General features: G+C 48.0%; 17 protein-coding genes and 1 pseudogene. 7 read left to right on the top strand and 11 right to left on the bottom strand.

Annotated features, from left to right (window positions below; genetic code table 11):
• Window positions 1-214: 214 nt before the first annotated feature.
• A pseudogene (locus tag AC5RDV_RS10320) lies at window positions 215-490 on the bottom strand (IS110 family transposase); the annotation flags it as partial.
• 631 nt (window positions 491-1121) lie between these two features.
• On the opposite strand from AC5RDV_RS10320, the gene AC5RDV_RS10315 reads away from it, so the two are divergent.
• The 6 genes from AC5RDV_RS10315 to leuB all read left to right on the top strand — a co-directional run bounded on the left by AC5RDV_RS10315 (window position 1122) and on the right by leuB (window position 10373).
• Window positions 1122-3698, top strand: a complete 2577-nt coding sequence (locus tag AC5RDV_RS10315) for a glycosyl hydrolase 115 family protein (RefSeq protein WP_428388306.1) — start codon at window positions 1122-1124, stop codon at window positions 3696-3698.
• Window positions 3699-4198: 500 nt separating this feature from the next.
• A complete protein-coding gene (locus AC5RDV_RS10310; protein WP_008623078.1) occupies window positions 4199-5701 on the top strand; it encodes a 2-isopropylmalate synthase in 1503 nt (500 codons plus the stop codon).
• A gap of 15 nt (window positions 5702-5716) precedes the next feature.
• Window positions 5717-7114, top strand: coding sequence for a 3-isopropylmalate dehydratase large subunit (leuC, locus tag AC5RDV_RS10305; protein WP_282747875.1), 1398 nt, complete (start codon window positions 5717-5719; stop codon window positions 7112-7114).
• A gap of 7 nt (window positions 7115-7121) precedes the next feature.
• A complete protein-coding gene (gene leuD, locus AC5RDV_RS10300) occupies window positions 7122-7718 on the top strand; it encodes a 3-isopropylmalate dehydratase small subunit (protein ID WP_282747876.1) in 597 nt (198 codons plus the stop codon).
• A 5-nt stretch (window positions 7719-7723) separates the two neighbouring features.
• Window positions 7724-9280 carry a hydroxymethylglutaryl-CoA lyase-like TIM-barrel protein gene (locus AC5RDV_RS10295; protein ID WP_282747877.1) on the top strand — a complete coding sequence of 519 codons (1557 nt, stop codon included), beginning with the start codon at window positions 7724-7726 and terminating at the stop codon, window positions 9278-9280.
• Between the two features lie 31 nt (window positions 9281-9311).
• The gene (leuB, locus tag AC5RDV_RS10290; protein ID WP_282747878.1) at window positions 9312-10373 is read left to right on the top strand and encodes a 3-isopropylmalate dehydrogenase; all 1062 of its coding nucleotides are present in this window, start codon (window positions 9312-9314) and stop codon (window positions 10371-10373) included.
• Window positions 10374-10454: 81 nt separating this feature from the next.
• On the opposite strand, the gene AC5RDV_RS10285 is transcribed toward leuB, so the two are convergent.
• The 9 genes from AC5RDV_RS10285 to AC5RDV_RS10245 all read right to left on the bottom strand — a co-directional run bounded on the left by AC5RDV_RS10285 (window position 10455) and on the right by AC5RDV_RS10245 (window position 17803).
• Entirely contained in the window at window positions 10455-11342 is an 888-nt protein-coding gene (locus tag AC5RDV_RS10285) for a methyltransferase domain-containing protein (RefSeq protein ID WP_282747879.1), read from the bottom strand.
• 27 nt (window positions 11343-11369) lie between these two features.
• Window positions 11370-11924: a beta-1,6-N-acetylglucosaminyltransferase gene (locus tag AC5RDV_RS10280; protein WP_282747880.1), complete on the bottom strand. Its 555-nt coding sequence runs from the start codon at window positions 11922-11924 to the stop codon at window positions 11370-11372.
• Between the two features lie 4 nt (window positions 11925-11928).
• Window positions 11929-12513, bottom strand: coding sequence for a hypothetical protein (locus AC5RDV_RS10275; RefSeq protein ID WP_282747881.1), 585 nt, complete (start codon window positions 12511-12513; stop codon window positions 11929-11931).
• On the bottom strand, window positions 12514-13233 hold the full coding sequence (locus AC5RDV_RS10270; protein ID WP_282747882.1) for a hypothetical protein: 720 nt from the start codon (window positions 13231-13233) through the stop codon (window positions 12514-12516).
• A gap of 171 nt (window positions 13234-13404) precedes the next feature.
• Entirely contained in the window at window positions 13405-14058 is a 654-nt protein-coding gene (locus tag AC5RDV_RS10265) for a hypothetical protein (RefSeq protein WP_282747883.1), read from the bottom strand.
• A 42-nt stretch (window positions 14059-14100) separates the two neighbouring features.
• The gene (locus tag AC5RDV_RS10260; protein WP_282747884.1) at window positions 14101-14451 is read right to left on the bottom strand and encodes a DUF4422 domain-containing protein; all 351 of its coding nucleotides are present in this window, start codon (window positions 14449-14451) and stop codon (window positions 14101-14103) included.
• A gap of 136 nt (window positions 14452-14587) precedes the next feature.
• The gene (locus AC5RDV_RS10255) at window positions 14588-16654 is read right to left on the bottom strand and encodes a hypothetical protein (RefSeq protein ID WP_282747885.1); all 2067 of its coding nucleotides are present in this window, start codon (window positions 16652-16654) and stop codon (window positions 14588-14590) included.
• Window positions 16655-16712: 58 nt separating this feature from the next.
• Entirely contained in the window at window positions 16713-16856 is a 144-nt protein-coding gene (locus tag AC5RDV_RS10250) for a hypothetical protein (RefSeq protein WP_008626919.1), read from the bottom strand.
• 26 nt (window positions 16857-16882) lie between these two features.
• Window positions 16883-17803: a DUF3828 domain-containing protein gene (locus AC5RDV_RS10245; protein WP_087944081.1), complete on the bottom strand. Its 921-nt coding sequence runs from the start codon at window positions 17801-17803 to the stop codon at window positions 16883-16885.
• Window positions 17804-18620: 817 nt separating this feature from the next.
• Here AC5RDV_RS10245 and AC5RDV_RS10240 point away from each other — a divergent pair.
• Window positions 18621-19448 carry a tetratricopeptide repeat protein gene (locus AC5RDV_RS10240; RefSeq protein ID WP_040602776.1) on the top strand — a complete coding sequence of 276 codons (828 nt, stop codon included), beginning with the start codon at window positions 18621-18623 and terminating at the stop codon, window positions 19446-19448.
• A gap of 17 nt (window positions 19449-19465) precedes the next feature.
• Here the strand turns inward: AC5RDV_RS10240 and AC5RDV_RS10235 are convergent, their stop codons facing one another.
• The gene (locus AC5RDV_RS10235) at window positions 19466-20653 is read right to left on the bottom strand and encodes a DUF4934 domain-containing protein (RefSeq protein ID WP_337408910.1); all 1188 of its coding nucleotides are present in this window, start codon (window positions 20651-20653) and stop codon (window positions 19466-19468) included.
• Between the last annotated feature and the right edge of the window lie 209 nt (window positions 20654-20862).

The raw sequence follows: 20862 nt of genomic DNA, 5'->3' as shown, positions 1-20862 counted from the left end.
TTTTCCATTCCGTTCCCCCGCGCACGGCCCATGCCGGGCGGGGGAACGGGTTTTTTTATGGCCGTTGCGAGGTTCCCCTTTCACATCCTCCGGCGCTAATATGCTGTATAGGCATAAAGGGGGGGGAGCCACTGTGTAGAGAGAATGTATTTGGGGTATATTTAGCTCAACGGGTGGAGGTGACGTGGCCCGGCCCATCCGCTTTTTTGATAAAGGCGATGAACTGTGTATCCATCTCATCTGTCTTGGTGGTGATAAGCATTATACGGGCAAAGTTGTTTTATCTTCAGCGGACTTCTCAAGATTGACGGGTTATCCCGGCCTCTGAAAGCAGGTAAATGAGCAACGCACTGTAATTGTCCATGGCCTTCAGGACACAATGATGTCCTTTGGCAGAAATGGTTTGGACAAACTCGTAGACATCTTTTATGGTGTTCCTGAAAGTTCACATCCTGCTTGTCTTTGGGTAGCGAATAAGCGACGTTAGCATCGTCCAATTATGTCATTGTCTGGATGGTATATTAAGCAATATCTCTACATTGCAGGTCTGCATTATGAATGCGGGGACTAAAAATTCATTGGATTATCTGGCTTCTGGTGTAAAAGTATGGAGAAGAAACATCTTTCACAATCTTTGGCACCAATGAAACATGATTTGGGGATTTTACGGAAGGATGGAGATGATAAGTATTTGCTATCTCTGTTTAAAAGGGGTGGTTATATAATGGTTTGAATGAATACTGTATTATTTTAGTTGGGATAACTGTAGGCTTTGGTCTTTTTTAACTATAATCTGATTTCGTTTTTGAATATGTAACCTGATGTTACATTCTTTCCTTTCTTCTAAACCTACCGGTATATCCTGTTCTTGTCTTATATCCAGATATTTATTTTATAATTCAGTTCTATGTAAGTGAAGAATTTATATGCATTGTTACCTTAATGTATGGAATCGGCTTTTTGCAAGAAAAAGTGGTAGATGTTACATACGCTAAAATATTCGCAATAGTTATTTTATGAAGTTTCTGATTTTTGTTTGTTTCTTTGCAATGGATTTTTTAGGGGAAAATGGCAATATGATTGAAAACAAATAAGATTTTATGGTTATGCGGAAAAGAAGAATGTTAATGGTATTATTGGCGGTGAGTTGGCTGATAGGTTCAGCCTGGGCTATCGACAACAAGGGGATTACTTTTGGGCAGCCTGCCGCTGATTGTTTTACGTTGGTTGAGGGTGGGGAGGTTACTCCGATATTATTGGATGAAAAAGATGACATCGGAGTTGCCATAGCTGCGAAAAACTTACAAGATGATTTCCGTAAGGTGACGGGAATGCAGGCCGAACTTCTCCACTCCGTAAAGGGGAAGCGTTTGATTGTGGTTGGTTCTTTGGAGAGCAGATTTGTCAAGGAACTCGTAAAGACGAAAAAGATAGATATAACTTCATTGGAAGGTAAACGTGAGAAATATTTGATGAGAGCTGTTTCTCGTCCTTTTGATGGAGTAGACGAGGCATGGGTCGTTATCGGCAGTGATAAGCGGGGAACGATTTATGGCATATATGAACTTTCAGAACAGATAGGGGTGTCTCCCTGGTATGATTGGGCAGATGTGCCTGTGGTGCAGCGTAAGAACCTGTATATTCAGCGTGGTGAATATACGGCCGGCGAACCGGCTGTAAGGTATAGGGGCATATTTCTGAACGATGAAGCCCCTTGCCTTACTGGATGGGTAAAGCATACCTATGGGACCAATTATGGAGACCACCGTTTTTATGCTCGGGTATTTGAGTTGATTCTTCGTTTGCGGGGGAACTTTATGTGGCCGGCCATGTGGTCATGGAGCTTCTATGCAGATGATCCCGAAAACAGCAGGACCGCCCGTGACATGGGGATCATCATGGGAACTTCGCATCATGAACCGATGGCACGCAACCATCAGGAATGGGCGCGTAAACGTAGGCAGTACGGGGTATGGGATTATGCGACGAACCAAAAGGTGCTTGATCGTTTTTTCCGTGAAGGAATAGAGCGTGCGAAAGATACTGAAGATTTGATAACCATCGGTATGCGTGGAGATGGTGATGCCCCGATGGGAGGAAAGGAAGGGGCAGACCACGAGTATGTCAACCGTGACGAATATAATATGAACTTGCTTGAGAAGGTAATTAAAAATCAGCGTAAAATCATTAGGGATGTGACTGGCAGACCTGCTGATGAACGGCCGCAAGTGTGGGCCATATATAAAGAGGTACAGCGTTTTTATGACATGGGCCTGCGTGTACCCGATGATGTGATAATGTTGCTTTGCGATGATAACTGGGGAAATGTGCGTCGTCTGCCCAATGCGGAAGAACGCAAACGTCCCGGAGGATGGGGCATGTATTATCATGTGGATTATGTCGGTGCACCGAGAAATTCAAAATGGTTGAATGTGACTCCCATACAGAACATGTGGGAGCAGTTGCAGTTGACGTATGATTACGGTGTGGATAAATTATGGATTCTTAATGTAGGGGATTTGAAACCCATGGAGTATCCCATTACTTTGTTCTTGGATATGGCTTGGAACCCGAAACGGTATACGGCAGATAACCTGTTGGAGCATCCGCGTGGTTTTTGTGCCCGACAGTTTGGAGAAGGACAGGCAGATGAAGCTGCGCGTATCCTCAACCTTTATAGCAAATACAACGGGCGTGTGACTCCGGAAATGTTGGACCGCCATACTTACAATATAGAAACCGGCGAGTGGAAACAGGTGGCTGATGGATACCGTAAGTTGGAGGCCGATGCGCTTCGCCAATACCTGTCTTTGCCGCAGGAGTATCATGACGCTTACAAGCAGTTGATTCTTTTCCCGGTGCAAGCCATGGCCAATCTTTATGAGATGTATTATGCGCAAGCCATGAACCATAAGTTATATAAGGAGAACAATCCGCAAGCTAACTTTTGGGCGGATAAGGTGGCACGGACATTCAAGTTTGACTCTTTGTTATGTGATGACTACAATAATGTGATGTCCGGGGGGAAATGGAAAAACATGATGGCGCAGAAACATATCGGATATACCTCGTGGAATGATAACTTCCGTGCCAATATCATGCCGGAAGTATTCCGGATAGAGAATCCCGGGCGGCAAAAAGGAGGCTACGTCTTTACGGGCAAGCATGGCGTGGTGTCTATGGAAGCCGAGCATTATTTTGATGCAAAACCTGCCGCAACGGCCGATTGGAAGGCCATTCCTTATTTGGGGCGTACGCTGAGCGGTGTGGCATTGATGCCTTACACCGAGGGCGTGGAAGGCGCGTCGCTGACTTACAAGATGGCCCTTCCGGAAAATGTGCAGGAAGTCAACGTGCACGTGGTGGTCAAGTCCACGTTGGCTTTCCACGATGTGAAAGGCCACGAGTATACCGTCGGTTTCGATGGAGGGAAAGAGAAGGTGGTCAATTTCAATGCCAATTTGAACGAGGAGCCGGAAAATGTGTATAATGTGTTTTACCCTACGGTAGCTCGTAGGGTTGTGGAGAAGGTTGTGAAACTTGCCGTTCCTCCATCTGCGGACGGGATGCAGTTGCTTATCTTGAAACCTTTAGATCCGGGAATTGTATTCGAGAAAATAGTAGTGGATTGCGGCGGATACCAAAAGAGCTATCTCTTTATGGATGAGTCACCGTGCAAGAGGGATTTGCGTAAGTAAAGTCATGGTGTATACGGAAGGATTACTGTTATAGAGTGTCCTTCCGTATATATTACTGTTGAACCTGTTGGGAATTTCCCTTTTTAAGGTTGGAGTTGAATGGTTTTTGATTACGGTTACCTGTAAGAATGCCGAAGGAAATTTTGTGTGTGAAAATAGTTTTTTGAGGTAAAAACGGGAACAGGTTCAACAATATAGATAGGTTAATGGTGAAGAATCTTGTTTCAGGTCTTTTTAATGATAATATAATAGTTTAATAATATTTTTCCTTTTAATTTATTTGTTTGAGTTGATAATTTCTTTTATCTTTGCAGTCGAATAATGAAAAAGGAAGAAGTAATGGGTACAACGATTACATTATTGGCCATGTTGGATATTCGACTGCGTTTTGCGGTGGGAAGTGTGGTCTGTGCGTAGTTGTAGTGTGTAAAAAATACAAGGCCTTTCCCACTTCCCGGTGAGAAAGGCTTCTTTTTTAGTAGATTATGAAACGAAAAGATATGAGCGACAGATTATTTATTTTTGATACGACCTTACGCGACGGGGAACAAGTTCCCGGCTGCCAGTTGAACACGGTGGAGAAAATCCAGGTGGCACGCCAGTTGGAGGCACTTGGAGTGGACGTGATAGAGGCCGGTTTCCCGGTATCCAGTCCCGGTGATTTCAATTCGGTGATAGAAATTTCAAAGGCAGTGACATGGCCTACGATTTGCGCGTTGACCCGTGCGGTGCAGAAAGATATCGATGTGGCAGCCGAGGCTCTGCAGGCTGCCAAACACAAGCGGATACATACCGGCATAGGGACTTCGGATTCCCATATTAAATATAAGTTCAATTCCAACCGTGAGGAAATCATCGAGCGTGCCGTGGCTGCCGTGAAGTATGCCAAACGTTATGTGGAGGACGTGGAGTTCTATGCCGAGGATGCGGGGCGTACGGACAATGAATATCTGGCCCGTGTGGTGGATGCCGTGGTAAAGGCCGGTGCGACGGTGGTGAACATTCCCGACACGACGGGATATTGCTTGCCTCAGGAGTTCGGGGCCAAAATCAAATATCTGATGGAACATGTGGACGGTCTTTCGGCCGGCAAGGCTATCTTGTCCACACATTGCCATAATGACTTGGGCATGGCTACGGCCAATACGATTGCGGGAATCATGAACGGTGCCCGCCAGGCGGAAGTCACCATTAACGGTATCGGTGAGCGTGCGGGGAATACCTCTCTCGAAGAAGTGGCCATGATTCTTAAATGCCATAAAGGAATCGGCATCGATACCAATATCAATACGCAAAAGATATATCCTACGAGCCGTTTGGTGTCCAGCTTGATGAACATGCCGGTACAGCCCAACAAGGCCATCGTGGGACGTAATGCCTTCGCCCATTCCAGCGGAATCCATCAGGACGGTGTACTGAAGAATGTGCAGACCTACGAAATCATGGATCCCAAGGATGTGGGTATCGATGACAATGCCATCGTTTTGACCGCACGTAGCGGACGGGCGGCTTTGAAACACCGTTTGAGCGTGTTGGGCGTAGAAATGGAGGGCGAACGTCTCGACGTGACTTACCAGGAATTCCTGAAGTTGGCCGACAAAAAGAAAGAAGTGAACGACGACGATATCCTGATGTTGGCCGGTGCCGACCGTGCTGCCGCCCATGCCGTGAAACTCGACTATTTGCAAGTCACTACGGGAATGGGTGTCAAGTCTGTGGCTTGTATCGGATTGGACATCGCCGGTGAGAAGTTCGAAGCCTCGGCTAGCGGGAATGGCCCTGTGGATGCCGCCATATCGGCATTGAAGAACATCATCAAACGCCAGATGGTGCTGAAAGAATTCACCATACAGGCCATCAGCAAGGGGTCGGACGATGTGGGTAAGGTGCACATGCAAGTGGAATACGACGGGCATGTGTATTACGGATTCGGAGCCAACACCGACATCGTGACGGCTTCCGTGGAAGCTTACATTGATTGTATCAACAAATTTAAAAAATAAATATCCAAGACGACAATGGCAAATACTCTGTTTGACAAGATTTGGGATAAACACGTCGTACAGTACGTGGAAGACGGGCCGCAACAACTGTACATCGACAGGCTTTACTGTCATGAGGTGACCAGCCCGCAGGCTTTCGCCGGCATGCGTGCCCGAGGCTTGAAATGTTTCCGTCCCGACCATATTTATTGTATGCCGGACCATAATACTCCGACGCACGACCAAGATAAGCCGATAGAGGACCCTGTCAGCAAGACACAGGTGGACACGTTGGCCAAGAATGCGGCCGATTTCGGTCTGGCCCACTTCGGCATGATGGACCCGAAGAACGGCATCATCCATGTGGTGGGGCCGGAGCGTGGTCTTTCGTTGCCCGGCATGACGATTGTGTGCGGTGATTCCCACACGTCTACGCATGGAGCCATGGGTGCCGTGGCTTTCGGTATCGGAACGTCTGAAGTGGAGATGGTGATGGCATCCCAGTGCATCCTGCAGCAAAAGCCCAAATCCATGCGCATTAATGTGGAAGGCGAATTAGGGAAGGGAGTGACAGCCAAAGACGTGGCGCTTTATCTGATGTCGCAGTTGACGACTTCGGGGGCTACCGGTTATTTTGTGGAATATGCCGGTTCCGTAGTACGTAATTTGTCCATGGAAGGACGTTTGACGCTGTGTAACCTTTCTATTGAAATGGGTGCCCGTGGCGGTTTCATTGCTCCGGACGAGGTGACTTTTGAGTACATCAAAGGGCGCGAATATGCTCCGAAGGGCGAAGACTGGGACAAAGCCGTGGCCTACTGGAAGACCTTGAAGAGTGGGGAAGATGCCGTGTTCGACAAAGAACTGACCTTCAATGCGGCGGACATTGAACCCCGTATCACATATGGGACGAATCCGGGTATGGGCATCGGCATTACGGAAAGTGTACCGGCGATAGACACGGTGCCTGAAGCCGGGCGGGTGTCATACCTGAAGTCCTTGGATTATATGGGTTTCCAACCGGGCGAGAAGCTGTTGGGCAAACCGGTGGATTATGTATTCCTCGGGGCATGTACCAACGGGCGCATCGAAGACTTCCGCGCTTTTGCTTCCATTGTGAAAGGACGTAAGAAGGCAGACCATGTGGTGGCGTGGTTGGTGCCCGGTTCATGGATGGTGGCCGACCAGATTAAGGCCGAAGGTTTGGACAAGGTGTTTGAGGAGGCAGGCTTTGCGCTCCGTCAGCCCGGCTGTTCGGCCTGTTTGGCTATGAATGACGACAAGATTCCGGCAGAGAAATTGTCCGTGTCTACTTCCAACCGTAATTTTGAAGGACGTCAAGGTCCCGGTGCGCGTACGGTTTTGGCCAGTCCGTTGGTGGCCGCAGCCGCAGCCGTGACAGGAGTGATAACCGATCCGCGAACATTAATGTAATAGAGCTATGAAACAGAAATTCAATATCATAACAAGTACATGTGTGCCTCTTCCTTTGGAGAATGTGGATACCGACCAGATTATTCCGGCACGCTTCTTGAAAGCCACGACAAGAGAAGAGAGTTTTTTCGGCGAAAACCTGTTCCGCGACTGGCGTTACAATGCCGATGGGACGGTGAACAAGGATTTTGTATTGAATAACCCTACTTACGGGGGAGAGATTCTTGTGGCCGGGAAGAACTTCGGTAGCGGTTCCAGTCGCGAACATGCGGCTTGGGCGATAGCCGGTTACGGTTTCCGGGTCGTTATCAGCAGTTTCTTTGCCGACATCCACAAGAACAACGAATTGAACAACTTTGTGTTGCCTGTGGTGGTCAGCGAGGACTTCCTAGCCGAATTATTTGCTTCCATCGAAGCCGACCCGAAGATGCAGGTAGAGGTGGATTTGCCGAACCAGACGGTGACCAATAAAGCCACGGGGCGCAGTGAGAAGTTCGAAATCAACGGATACAAGAAATATTGTTTGATGAATGCGCTCGACGACATCGACTTCCTGTTGGAAAACAAAGGAAAGATAGAGGATTGGGAGCGTTGTAACGCTTGATAAGGATGAAAGCGAATCCTGTGAAGATAGAAATCATGGACACGACCTTGCGCGACGGGGAACAAACCAGTGGCGTAAGTTTCGTGCCGCATGAAAAGTTGATGATAGCCCGTGCGCTGTTGCAGGACCTGAACGTGGATCGCATAGAGGTGGCTTCGGCTCGGGTATCCGAGGGGGAGGTGGATGCAGTGCGTAGCATTTGCCAGTGGGCGCGCCAGACGGGGCGGCTCCACCGGGTGGAAGTTTTGGGGTTTGTAGACGGACACGCTTCTTTGGATTGGATTCATGCTTGCGGGTGTAAAAACATCAATTTGTTGTGTAAGGGTTCGGAAAACCATTGTACGAACCAGTTGAAGAAAACGTTGGAGCAGCACGTGGCCGACATCCGTCGTTCTTTGGATTATGCCGAAGAACTGGGCATTGCCGTAAACGTCTATCTGGAAGACTGGAGCAATGGCATGAAGCATTCGCCGGACTATGTTTTTGCATTGATGGATGCCTTGAAATATATGAAAATCCGGCGTTTCATGTTGCCGGATACGTTGGGCATCCTGAATCCATTGGATTTGTTGGGTTACATCCGCAAGATGGTGAAACGCTATCCGGGCGTGCATTTCGACTTCCATGCCCATAACGATTACGACTTGGCCATTTCCAACGTGTTGGCTGCCGTGTTGGGCGGTTGCCGGGGTATCCATACCTCGGTCAACGGCTTGGGCGAACGGGCAGGGAATGCCCCGTTGGCCAGTGTGCAGGCGATATTGAAAGACCAGTTCAATGCACAGACCGGCATCGACGAGAGCCGGTTGAACGAAGTGAGCCGGATGGTGGAAAGCTATTCCGGCATCCCTATTCCGCCCAACCGTCCGATTACGGGCGAGAGTGTGTTTACGCAGGTGGCCGGTGTGCATGCCGACGGGGACAACAAGGCCAACCTTTATTGCAACGACCTTTTGCCCGAGCGTTTCGGCCGTAAGCGGGAGTATGCCTTGGGCAAAAACAGCGGGAAGGCCAATATCCTCAAGAACTTGGAGGAATTGGGTTTGGAATTGTCGCCCGAGCAGACCCGCAAAGTGACGGAACGTATCATTGAGTTGGGCGATAAGAAAGAGTTGGTGACGCAGGAGGACTTGCCTTATATCGTGTCCGATGTGCTGAAGCATGATACCGTGGAGGAGCATGTCCGTCTGTTGAGTTATATGGTCACCACGGCGTACGGCCTGAAACCGATGGCACAAGTAAAGTTGGAAATCAACGGGGAGGCGTACGAAGAGAATGCTTCCGGCGACGGCCAGTTCGACGCATTCATGCGGGCTGCCCGCCATATTTATAAGAACCGCCTTTCGCGGAAGTTCCCGTGGCTGGCCAATTACAGTGTGAGTATTCCGCCGGGTGGTCGGACGGATGCTTTGGTGCAGGCCGTCATTACGTGGAACTGGAACGGGAAGGTATATCGTACGCGCGGCTTGGATGCCGACCAGACGGAAGCCGCCATCAAGGCCACGGTGAAGTTGCTGAACCTCATCGAGGAAGATTATAAGGACTTGGAGAGTCATGTTTGATGATTGAAATAACGAATATAAACTGAATATTATGGATTTAAAGATTGCCGTATTGCCGGGCGACGGCATAGGCCCCGAGATTTCGGAACAAGGAGTCGCAGTGATGAATGCCGTATGCGAGAAGTTCGGCCATCACGCAAGTTATCAATATGCACTTTGCGGTGCGGAAGCCATTGACAAAGTAGGCGACCCGTTCCCCGAAGAAACGTTTAAAGTCTGCATGGATGCCGATGCCGTGTTGTTTTCTGCCGTGGGAGACCCCAAGTTCGACAATGACCCCACGGCCAAGGTACGCCCCGAACAAGGACTTCTGGCCATGCGCAAGAAGTTAGGTTTGTTTGCCAATATCCGTCCGGTGGAGACTTTTGATTGTTTGATTCACAAGTCGCCGTTGAAGGACGAGTTGGTGCGCGGTGCAGACTTCATTTGTATCCGCGAACTGACCGGTGGTATGTATTTCGGAGAGAAGTACCAAGATGATGAAAAGGCATACGACACGAACGCTTATACACGTCCGGAAATCGAACGCATCCTCCGCGTGGCGTACGAATATGCGATGCGCCGCCGCAAGCACCTGACGGTGGTGGACAAGGCCAACGTGTTGGCATCGAGCCGGCTGTGGCGTCAGGTGGCCAAGGAGATGGCTCCGCAGTATCCTGAAGTGGAGACCGATTATATGTTCGTGGACAATGCCGCCATGCGCATGATTCAAGACCCGCGTTTCTTTGACGTGATGGTGACGGAGAATACTTTCGGCGACATCCTGACCGACGAAGGCTCTTGCATTACCGGTTCCATGGGCTTGTTGCCGTCGGCTTCCACGGGTGAGCATACGCCAGTGTTCGAACCTATCCATGGTTCTTGGCCGCAAGCCAAGGGGCAGAACATCGCCAATCCTTTGGCCCAGATTCTTTCCGTGGCCATGCTGTTCGAGTACTTTGATTTGAAGGAAGAAGGCGCATTGATTCGCAAGGCTGTGAATGCTTCTTTGGATGCCAATGTACGTACGCCGGAAATTCAGGTAGAAGGCGGGGAGCGTTACGGGACGACGGAAGTAGGGCAGTGGATTGTGGATTATATCAAGAAAGCCTGACAGTATATGTAGAAAGGAGCAGCCAATGTGTCATTCTGTGGCACGTGGGCTGCTCTTTTCTTTATGGGATATCACAGTTTCTTAGTAGTCGATGAGTGGCAGGTTTTGCCGGGTGAGCACACAGCAGTCTTTCCTTTTTAAAACGACGTGCAGCCTGGCCGTCATATACTTTTCTACGGTATAACCTTCCTTTTCAAAATGTGGGATGATGTCTCCGTCCGTCATGTTCCTATGGGGGAGGGTGGCCATGGATTCCGTTACGTTCCAACTTAACAGGATGAAATGCGACGACAGTCGTGCGAGGTTACCTATGGCCGTGGATACCGATTCCTCCGGGATATACGGGAGCACGTCCTTGCATACCACGATGTCAAAGGGGGTAGGGATGTCCAGTTCTTCCGTGAGGTCTGCCACTTCGCAGGCAGCATCCCCTTCGGGCAGGAGCATGCCCGACAAATCCGGAGTGTGGGGATTCGCGTCATATCCGGCAAACGCAAGTCCGCAGCTTCTCCATTGCGATACGTAATAACCGGCACCGCATCCCATGTCTATTCCCGTCCGTGCCCCTATGTCCCACCACATTTGCGTGACGAAATCGCAAAACTTCTTGTCATGCCCGTATTTCAGGAAACCGTCATACCTCCAACCTCCGGTAGGCATCAGACGAATATCCTTATCTTGTAACAGATACCGGTCTATCCTATCCAATAGCACCGTACTACATGGCAGCTCGATTTTTCGTGCGAAAAGGTATTCGTCTTCCAAAAGGTAATGGAAGTGTTCGCATCCCAAATTGGCCGGGCGGTTGCCGTTTTCATGTTTCCAACGGATAAAACGGTGGTTCCAAGGCACGATGTCCTCCTTGTTCATCAGATTGACCAGTACGGTGGCCACATAACATTCCTCCGGCGCGAAAGTCATCCACATCCGGCCATAGAGCGAGGGGAAGCGGTCGGTATAGTCCAACAAGGTGGTGGCAGCCTTTCGGGTAATGGACTACCATTGCGAACTGCCGTACAGATGGTCGAACTCGTCGGGAATGGGGCGTTTGGCCCTTTTGACCTGTTGTTGCCTTACCTGTTCCCTGACCCACCCGCGTGGATTCCTTTTGCTTGCGGCATAGTCGTATGGATAATAATATTGCAGTCGGCGGAAAGTATTGTCTTCCCAGTTCGGATGCGGCAAATGCAGGTATCCGATGTATTCTTTTCCCGCATTCCGGTCAAAGAACTCTAGGAAATAATCTAACGGACGGGTTGGGTAGTCTTGTCCGCTGATAAGATGGAAGTAATCGGCATCGCTGCGTTGTACAGCCATACGCAACAGGTGCATTTCGCTTTCCAATACGCTTGTACCGCCCCAGTTCACGTCATATTCACGCGAAACAGCTTTCACTTGTTTGTAACTACGTAACTTTTCTTCCTCTTCGCGTGTGACGGATTGCTTTTTGTCTATATGGATGAATACGTCGCAATCCTTTTCGAAATATCCGGCTAACCTGCATAATTGCCCGATGTTTTTGTGGGCTAAGATTAAAATGGCATGTCTCATGGCTTTAATGTCGTTGTGTGATTGAATCGGGAAGGGTTATTAGCATCTCAGGCTTGAACAAATCCTCCTTTTTATAGATGACTTTCCTCCAAATCTCTTCAATGACGAGTGAATCATGAGGATTTCTTGATGTACGTAGGATTTCGTCCAGGCTTTGGTTGTACGCCTTTCTTCCATCTAAAATTAGAATGATAAAAGCACGGTTTATCTGGTCTCCGAAATCCTTTTTTACCGCTATCAATGAATCGTATATAGCCACAGCCCTCGTGAAACAAGAGCGTGCCTTGACGCTGTCATTTTTCATCTGGTATATCCATCCTTCGCCGAAGTAGAATTGAGGGTCGCGGGGATATCGGGTGTGCAGTGTGTCAATAAACAGGAGCGCGCTTTCCAAATCCCTCCTGCATGATAATGTATTTAAACGCATTCCGGCCTGAAAACGCTCTCGTTTTGCTTTCTTGTCTGACGGGAGAGTTTCATCGGAATGTTTGCATCCATGGATTACAGTTACAAAAAGTGCAAGGCACACTGTAATTGCTATCCAAGTAGGGCTTTTTACGTCGAAGAGGTATGTTTTTCTTTTATTCATTTATAGTTCGTTTGGCATTTCTTGGTTGTTTGAGTTCAGGTTGATAACTTTTTCGAGCCTTTCAGGTGTATTTGTTACGATGCTTTTGATGAAGTAGGCTTTGGGCGTGCCTTGGCAGACTTGGCATACAAGTTGTCCATTCTCAAATCGGATGATGATGCGATGCAGTGCCCCAATATGTTTGGGCGTGGCGATAAACAAGGTACCTCCATGTAAGATGCGACTGCTATGAGCGGGATTTTCTAGATGATGCCTTCCTTTTTGCAAAAACGCTCCCAAATCCTTGGTGTTGTCATAGAAGTCTCCGTCAATGGTGTCTTTACCGGTACATTCTTGTAGGGTCAATGCTTCTACCTTATTTCCTTTTATTTGTAGAGGAATGAGTACGTTTCCTGAAGCCTGTGGAGTGGCCATGAATGTAATATTCGTCAGGCTGTCTGCGCATCCCTCTAAATAAGGTTCAATTCCTCCAACGAAGAGTCCATGTTTATAACCGGTCGGGACAGTCTCGAATGACAACTTATATAAGTTGATGCCATGAGCGAACGAATCGCACAAGGCGATTCGTTCAGCTTGTATTTGACTTATATGGTATTTGTATGCCTTTTTTGTGGTGAAATGCTGTATGGTTAAACCTATTGCCACGATCAGGATGAGCAAAAGCACTATTGCCGCAAAAATACGGACGACAATCTTTATTAGTTTTATTATCAGCTTCATTCGTTATTTATTTGGGTGTGACATAGATGAAGTAAGCATCACAATTTTTAGAATCATCGTCATAATTGAATGTCCATTTCCCGGGTAGGTCTCAGGCTGTCGTTCTCCATACGGATGGTTTGATAGTCCTTTTCAGGTACGTTGTCCCCTATTCCTGCTTGCAAACAGGAATTAGGAGGATAATGGAATTTTGCCTTTCAGCAAGACGAAGACCCTACCGTTCTTATCGTTGTAAGGACAGGTCAGATTCTTGACTGTTATAGAATCTTTCATCGGAGACATGCCATACCGTACAACGTCATTTTCCAACCACTGGGCAAAGGAGATACTCATTTGTATCTCATCCTCCATCCGGTCGGTAAAGGGTTCCCACGTCTGATAGCGGGACGTGGCTTCCTGCCAGGAACGGATATGGCGGTCGATGGGGGCTTTGACGAAAGTGTTGACTTTCTCGCCGCTTGAGGTCTTGACAATGTCCAGACGGAATGAAATGGAGTCTTTGTCTTGTTTTATATCCGTCATGGGCATGACGAAATAGCCGCACTCGTAGCCTTCACGAGCTTGTTCAAACTCGTCACTCGTTCCCCAAAAGTACCCTTTCTTCAATATGCCGTTTTCCAAATACAATTCCATATAACAGTCTTCGGGAAGCAAGTCCGGATAATGGTCTTGCTCTGGATTATGGTAACGATACCATAGGGTGTCAATGTCCACACGTTCTTGTGCGGAAAGAGGTATGGTACTAACTGAAATCAATGTGATTGATAAGATTATTGTAATGAATACAAACTTATGGTTGGGGATTTTCAAGGTGAATGCATCCATTGCTTTTTTCATTAAAATACTTGATATTTTCATCTTTTGATTTTATTTCTGATATAAATTGGTCGGGATTTTATGTGCACCCTTGTAGTGACCGAAGACATGGCAGTTACGGTTGATGGCCAACCCTTGGCATGTGCCGGGTTCCACATCCGCTATTCGTCCGAACCGCCTGCGGTAATGGCAGAATCCCACTCTCCGGCTTTGGATTCCGTTTTTCCATACATAATATAAAGTGACTATTTCGGAATAGAACGGATTCAGGTGGTTGATGTTCTCTCCCTCGATTCCGGTATCATTACCCTTGAAGAGGCGCATTACGTCATCTTCCAGTAATCCGAATTGTTGGATTTGTTCGTCTTTATGGTATGTGCACCAAATGGTAAGGTCTTTCATTTGCTTTTCATTATGTAGGTTGTTCCAAATGTATGGAGAATGTTCGGGACGGCCAAATGTTTTCGTTACTTTTTATGTATAAAATAAGTCAAACCCGCAGATTGACCTTTGTGGGCTAAGATTAAAATGGTATGTTTCATGGCTTTCTGTAAATCTCTTTAATGACAGTTGAATCAAGGGAACGTTTTAGCCGTAAAGTTAATGCTAATGGTAAATCCTCGATATCCGAGTCGTCAGTTGCATGAAAGATATTCGAGGCTTCCTTAAATATACCGTCTTTACTGAACTCCAGTACCATGTAATCCGCATATGGAGACGGGGCGCGATGAGGAGTCATGCAACCTTTGGTGACGAAAAAGAAATAGCGTTCCTTGCTTTCGATGTATCGGCCGGGTGTCCATTGGAGGTCGCGTGTCCAACACCCGCAATCGAGGGTGTCCGGAATGAGGGAGAAGCATTCCGGAAAAGGTAAGTAGGCTTGTTGGGTGGAAGGTATGAATAAGGAATCGTTGACATAAGGTTTTTCCCATTTCTTAAAATAGGACATAAATTCGTCAAACCGGATAGGGGCGCGGTCGTTCTCCGGATTTTTAATGGTTTCTTTTTGGGCTGTTCCGGTTGTTCTCTCTTTGATTTTCCCGTCCGGGCTTACGTTGTATTCGTACGTTCTTACCGTGTAGGTCAAGTCTTGGTATCGGAGGATTGAAGTACAATCGTCCAAAGAGCCTTGCTCCACAAGGAAGTTTGGTGCCTGTCCTTTGGGGGCTATACGTGTGAAGTATGCCCTCCCGTCGTGTCCTACCGTTTTAAAATCCAGAATTTCACCGTCGCATGAATATGTGACGAGCATATAGTCGGTGACAAGATTCTCTATGAAATATTGGCTGTTCCCGTCCTTGTAGTCTTGGCAGTGCCTTTTCAGCATGACGGTGATAAAACCTCCACACTCCATGTAACTTCCTTTTTGCCAAAAGACATTATACTGTTCGCAAAGGCAGTCGTCTTGTATGGGAGGAAGAAAACGGGCATACATGTCGCCGTCTATCAAAGCTGAATCGGATATGATTTTCTCTCCAAATGACGAAAGATTGATTTGGGAGCATTTCTTAAACCCAGACAAGAAAGTTCGGAATGCTGACGGTTGGGCGGTTGCATGTGCAAGATGTAATATGGGGCTTAAATCATATTCCACGATGGTATAAGTCATTTTTATATTGTCGTATCCTATTGCGTACAGATGCTTGTTGACAATAACTGTTGTATTGTCAGAACATAGTGCGCCACCCGGAAACCAACCGGTTGTCGCGTCCAATCGTGGCAAGCCGGAAATGGGATGTTTTGTTATGGTGCGGCGTATCGTGTCTATTATTGCAATCGAACCGATGTCATAGTCTATGGAACCATATATAAGAAAGTTGTCAGTTTTCCCATAGAAACCCGTATAAGGGGGATTGTTTTCCAAATCAATAAATACCGGTATGCCGTCAAGGCGCAACTTGGCAATGCCGTTTCCTCCGCTGACCTTATTTTGCAATTTATTAGGGTATGTGAAGAGATAGCCTATGTCGTGGCTTCTGTCATCGAGCGAAACGCTGTCGGGTACATTATCGGGTCTTGCCACTACATAAAAACCGTTGTCTCGCAATTTCCCCTCAAGGTATTCCCCATCTATGTGTAGGGGGAAACGTTCTAACTTTCCTTTGCCGCTTTTGTGGATACGAAATATGGAATTGGCTTCGTCCTGGTAAGAAATGAATTTGGCTTCATCTTTGAAATAAGTAGAGTTTTCCTTATCATAAGAATAAATGTATTTGACTTCATTTATGAAATAAATGGAATCGTTTACTATCTTGAATAAAGCATTTTGGCAGTGTCTCATGGACAAGCCGAGGTCTCGGCTCCATTCCATGTTCTCTCCTATGAAACAAGCCAATCGGACGGGTTCTCCACCTAAAATGTAAAAATGCCCCTTACCGTCCGCATCGAAACCTTTAATCGTACCATCGTACGCTCCGTGGTCGCATGGGAAATTCTTATCGTCATACCTGAATGTCCATTTCTGGGTAGGTCTCAGGCTGTCGTTCTCCATAAGTATGGTTTGATATTCCTTTTCAGGTGTATTGTCTCCTATTCCTGCTTGCAAGCAGGAATAGGAGGATAATGGAATAAGTGCTAACAGATATCCGATAAACGTTTTCTTCATGACTATTTCCTATAAATATAAGATTAAAATGGCAGTCTCATGGTTGCAATGCGTTTCTTTACAGTCCCGTCCTGTCTTTGAGCAAGACGAAAGCCTTGCCCTCCCTGTCAATGTAAGGGCAAGTCAGGTTCTTGACCCTTACGGTGTCTTTTCTCGCAGACATGTTGTAGCGCACGGTGTAGTTTTCCAAGTATGATTCCATGGCGTATTTTCTTTTTGAGGGTGTTTTTAAGGGATAAGTTCCACGTCGGCTATTTTATATTTGCCGTCTTGGCATTGGAGGGTAACTTGAAGTTTTGTGTAGCTGTAGCTTACCGTGAAGCATTCTTTGTTTTTGGTGGGATGGACCTGTAAAGAACTGTACCAAAAGACATCGAAGTCGTCATTTCCTATGACGGGGTCGAACATAGGATCTTCCAGTTCCACTTCTTTTTTCGACCGGACGTATTTTTCCTGCATGGCGGGGGTACAGTAGGTCTCTCGCAAGTGTTTCAAGCCTTGTTCCAAATCCGGTTCCATTTTTATGTAAGTATGGGCGTACGACTTGTAAAAGGTTTCCACAAATGTCTTCCCGTCTTGGTGGTCTATGACCTTTTCCTCAGGAATATCAAACCAATAATCCCCGTAATTACGGTTGCCCCAATCAGGTGTTACGTACGAAATACGTGTCTTTCCCAAGGAATCTGTCGTGATGCGTAACGGGATATAGGTCGTTGAATCTTGGGGGTACGGGCGGTATGACACTTCGTACCAACAGCCGCACAGATGCCTGCAGCGTACGGACTGGATGGAATATTCCGTAACGTCTTGCGCCCGAATCATGGGGTCGCTATCCGTGGCGCATGCCAGTCGCGCCCGTTTTTCCTTCATTTCCGGGGTGAGCAGATTTTGAAGAAACTTTTCCTCTGTTTTTCTGTCATCGGTGTTGATGGCCTCCATGTATTCCTGGTATGATTTTTGGAGATACTTTTCTATTTGCCTCCCGTCCGAAGGGGCAGATGGAGACAGTGCCTTTACGGCTCTTGTCGTAAGGAGGGACAGTAAGAGGACGAGGATTCTGAGAACCTGCATTTTGCCGGATGCAGGATGAGGCAATGTTTTGTCCTGTCCGTTTTGGGGGCAGGTGCAACAAATGGTAAGGTCTTTCATTCGCTCTTCATTATGTAGGTTGCTCAAATGTATGGAGAAAGTGTGGGACAGCCAAAGGTTTTCATCATTTTTAATGGATAAATATTGAATCCTTATAGACTTGACAAAATGCTACCATTGACAGATTGTCATTTTTACCCTTTCAAAACTTCTTTATTTCGGCCCAATTATTGGAGTGCTCGAAAATAAACGATTTACGCGGGGGCTAGCAGAATCGCTGTGTCAGCCTTCAGGCGGTTTGAACAGACATCGTGTCAGCCGGAAAACCGTTTTTTGCGCTTACCGTTCGTGGACGGGTGAGCCACACATCCCATTCTCCGTACAATCCGTCATGCGGAACTTGACATAAGAAATCATTCAAATAGAAGAATATACCCTCTCAAACCCACTTGGTTTTCCACTTTCAGGACAGAAAAACGCTGTTTTTCACCGAACCGAAAATCATTTTCAGCCAAATGAGAAATCATTCGGCTGAAAATGATTTTCCGTTTGGCTTTAAATGATTCTTAAAAGTGGTAAATATTCATTTGGATTTAGCCCTGAATTGTGAAATTTTGTATCTGATTTACTCTGGATTTGCTGCCGGTTGGAGGATTTATGGAAGGAAAGAGAGGCGGAAAACAACTGTTTTTGTGTCTTTTTAGCGCAATAATGTGTGTTTTGCTGTTATTTTGCAAGGACAGGTCTTGGGATGCTGAAACGCCCGTAGTCCTGAATTTAGGGTCGGAAAGTCGAGGCCGTGTCTGTCAAAATGCTTATATTTGCGAATAGAATCCTTCTCGCGAGGTTTCAGGTATCAATCAAAAAAGGAGGGAGTATGGGAAAGTGGAAATTGACTTTGGGGTTGTGTTTGGCGGCAACCGTCTGTCAGGCTCAGGTGTCGGACTATAGGACGTACGTGCGGCGGGCGTTGGAGTCCATGTCGGCGGACAGTACGGAGAAGGCCGAGCGTCTGTTCCGTGAGGCCATGCGCATTGAACCGGCGCAGCGTTCCAATGCCATGATATACTACCAGATTGGACGGATGCAGGAGCACCGGGGCAAGCCGGAGAAAGCCTTGGAGAGCTACACGATGGGGCTGAACGTGGCTCCCCACGTCTTGCCGCTCCGCATGGCACGGGCCAAGCTCTACATGCAGTTGGGCAACAAGGAGAAGGCTTTGGTGGACTATAGCGACGTGTTGGACTGGAAGGCCGACGAGCAGGAAGCGCTTTTCATGCGTGCGTATATCTATACCGGGCAACGGCTTTACAGGAGGGCGCGTGCGGATTACGAGGCTTTGCTCAAGCTGAACCCTGCACACGAAGAGGCGCGTATCGGCTTGGTGCTGTTGAATGAGAAAGACAACCGTCCGCGGGAGGCCATGGAGCAGATCAATGCCATGGTGGCTGCCGCGCCGGACCATGCCATCCTCTATGCCGTACGTGCCGGTTTGGAACAGACGCGCAAGCAATACGAGGCGGCTGAGGCGGATTTCACGAAAGCGATTTCTTTGGAACCGAAGAACATTGATTATTTGCTCAACCGTGCCGCGCTCTACATCGAGACGAAGCGGAAGAAAGAAGCCCGTGCCGATTTGGACAAGGCCATGGAACTGGGAGCCAATCCCGAGGACGTGGCTTCCATGCGGCACGAACTGCGATGAGGAACATACGGAAAGCCCTATGTCGTGACGGGATATAAAGAGAGCCGGATTGCAGTGGGCAGTCCGGCTCTCTTTGTAGGTGGGGGGTAAGGTTTCATTTTGTAGAAGAGGAGGACGGTGTCGCCGTTGCCCAATGCCTCTTCCGTGGCCTTGTCAGCCGGAGGGAAACCGCATTCCACCAATGCCGCATAAGTGTCGTAATCGGAAATGTAGCTGACGAACATGTCACGGCAGGTGGCGACGGGCAACAGGAACGCGCCGCTGCAATCCTCCTCGATGTTGGTGCAGAACACACTGTCCCGTTTGTCATACAGGTAGTCGGTGGAATATTCCGGTCCGGTGATGAGCATGCCGATGTAATGGGAGGTGAAAAACGGGGTCGCGCCCAGATAGTTGGCCGCGCTGCGGTCGAGCGGGCTTTTGCCCGTACGTTCCTCTTCCGTCAGCCGGTTCTCGAAATCTATGGCGATGTGTTCGTAGTTTTCGGGGTTATGGATGTCGAAAGCGGTCATTCCGTCAAACCAATAGGAGGAGAAGTATATGTGCTCCTCGTCGTGGGTGAAGTAGGTCTGCAGCCCCAGGGCATCCCGATAGTTTTCATCATACTCGAAAAGCCCTTTCCGTATCTGGAAATCCGCGTCTGTGATGAAGACGCGGCAGAGCGGTTGGGCGATAGCCGGCAGTCCTCCTATGTTCGGGACAAAGGTCAGGAGGAACTCTCCGTTGGTTGCAGCCTCGATGTCCCACGACATGACGGGCAGCGGTTTTTGTTCCTCATAGGTTCCTGTGCGGCAGTCGTAGAGGAGGACGGCGCGGCGTGTGTTGTCTACCACGTAGATGTGTTCTCCATCCACCGTGAAGCTCTTGAAGTCCTGGTATTCCCCTTCGCCGTGCCCGGAGCGGTTGACAACGAATGCCACTGTCCCGTCGTTGTGGAAGGCTGCGACCTTGCGGCTGCTGAGGTCGCCGGCGTAAATCAGGCCGTTCCGGAAATACATCTTGTCGATGTTCCGCAGGGCAGACTGCTCCGTGGATTGCAGGGGCAGGTAGATGACCGAGTCCACCCTTTCGTTGACCGATTGGCAGGCTTCTTCGGCAAAATGCAAGGTTTGTGCAAATTCCAAAGTGCTTTTCCCTGACTTTTCTGTGCAAGAGGTTAGAAAGGCTATGAGCAGGAAGAGGATAGTTTTTTTAACTTGTCTCATAAAGTGTAAACGGATAGAAATAAAGTTTTCAGAACAAATTTATACTATTTTGACGGGGGGGCAAGGTTGACTGGATATGTTTTACAGCATGGTGGATGGGAGGCGGGGGGAATGAGAAGCCCCGTCCTATAGGCGGGAAAGGCCGGAAGGACGGGGCTGTGCCCGAGCCTTAAGGGGGCTGGCTCAGGCATTTGCTTATGAAACAGATT

Source organism: Paraprevotella sp., assembly GCF_986071375.1.
The sequence above is the reverse complement of the archived record's forward strand: the minus strand, read 5'-3'. Positions and strand labels throughout refer to the sequence as shown.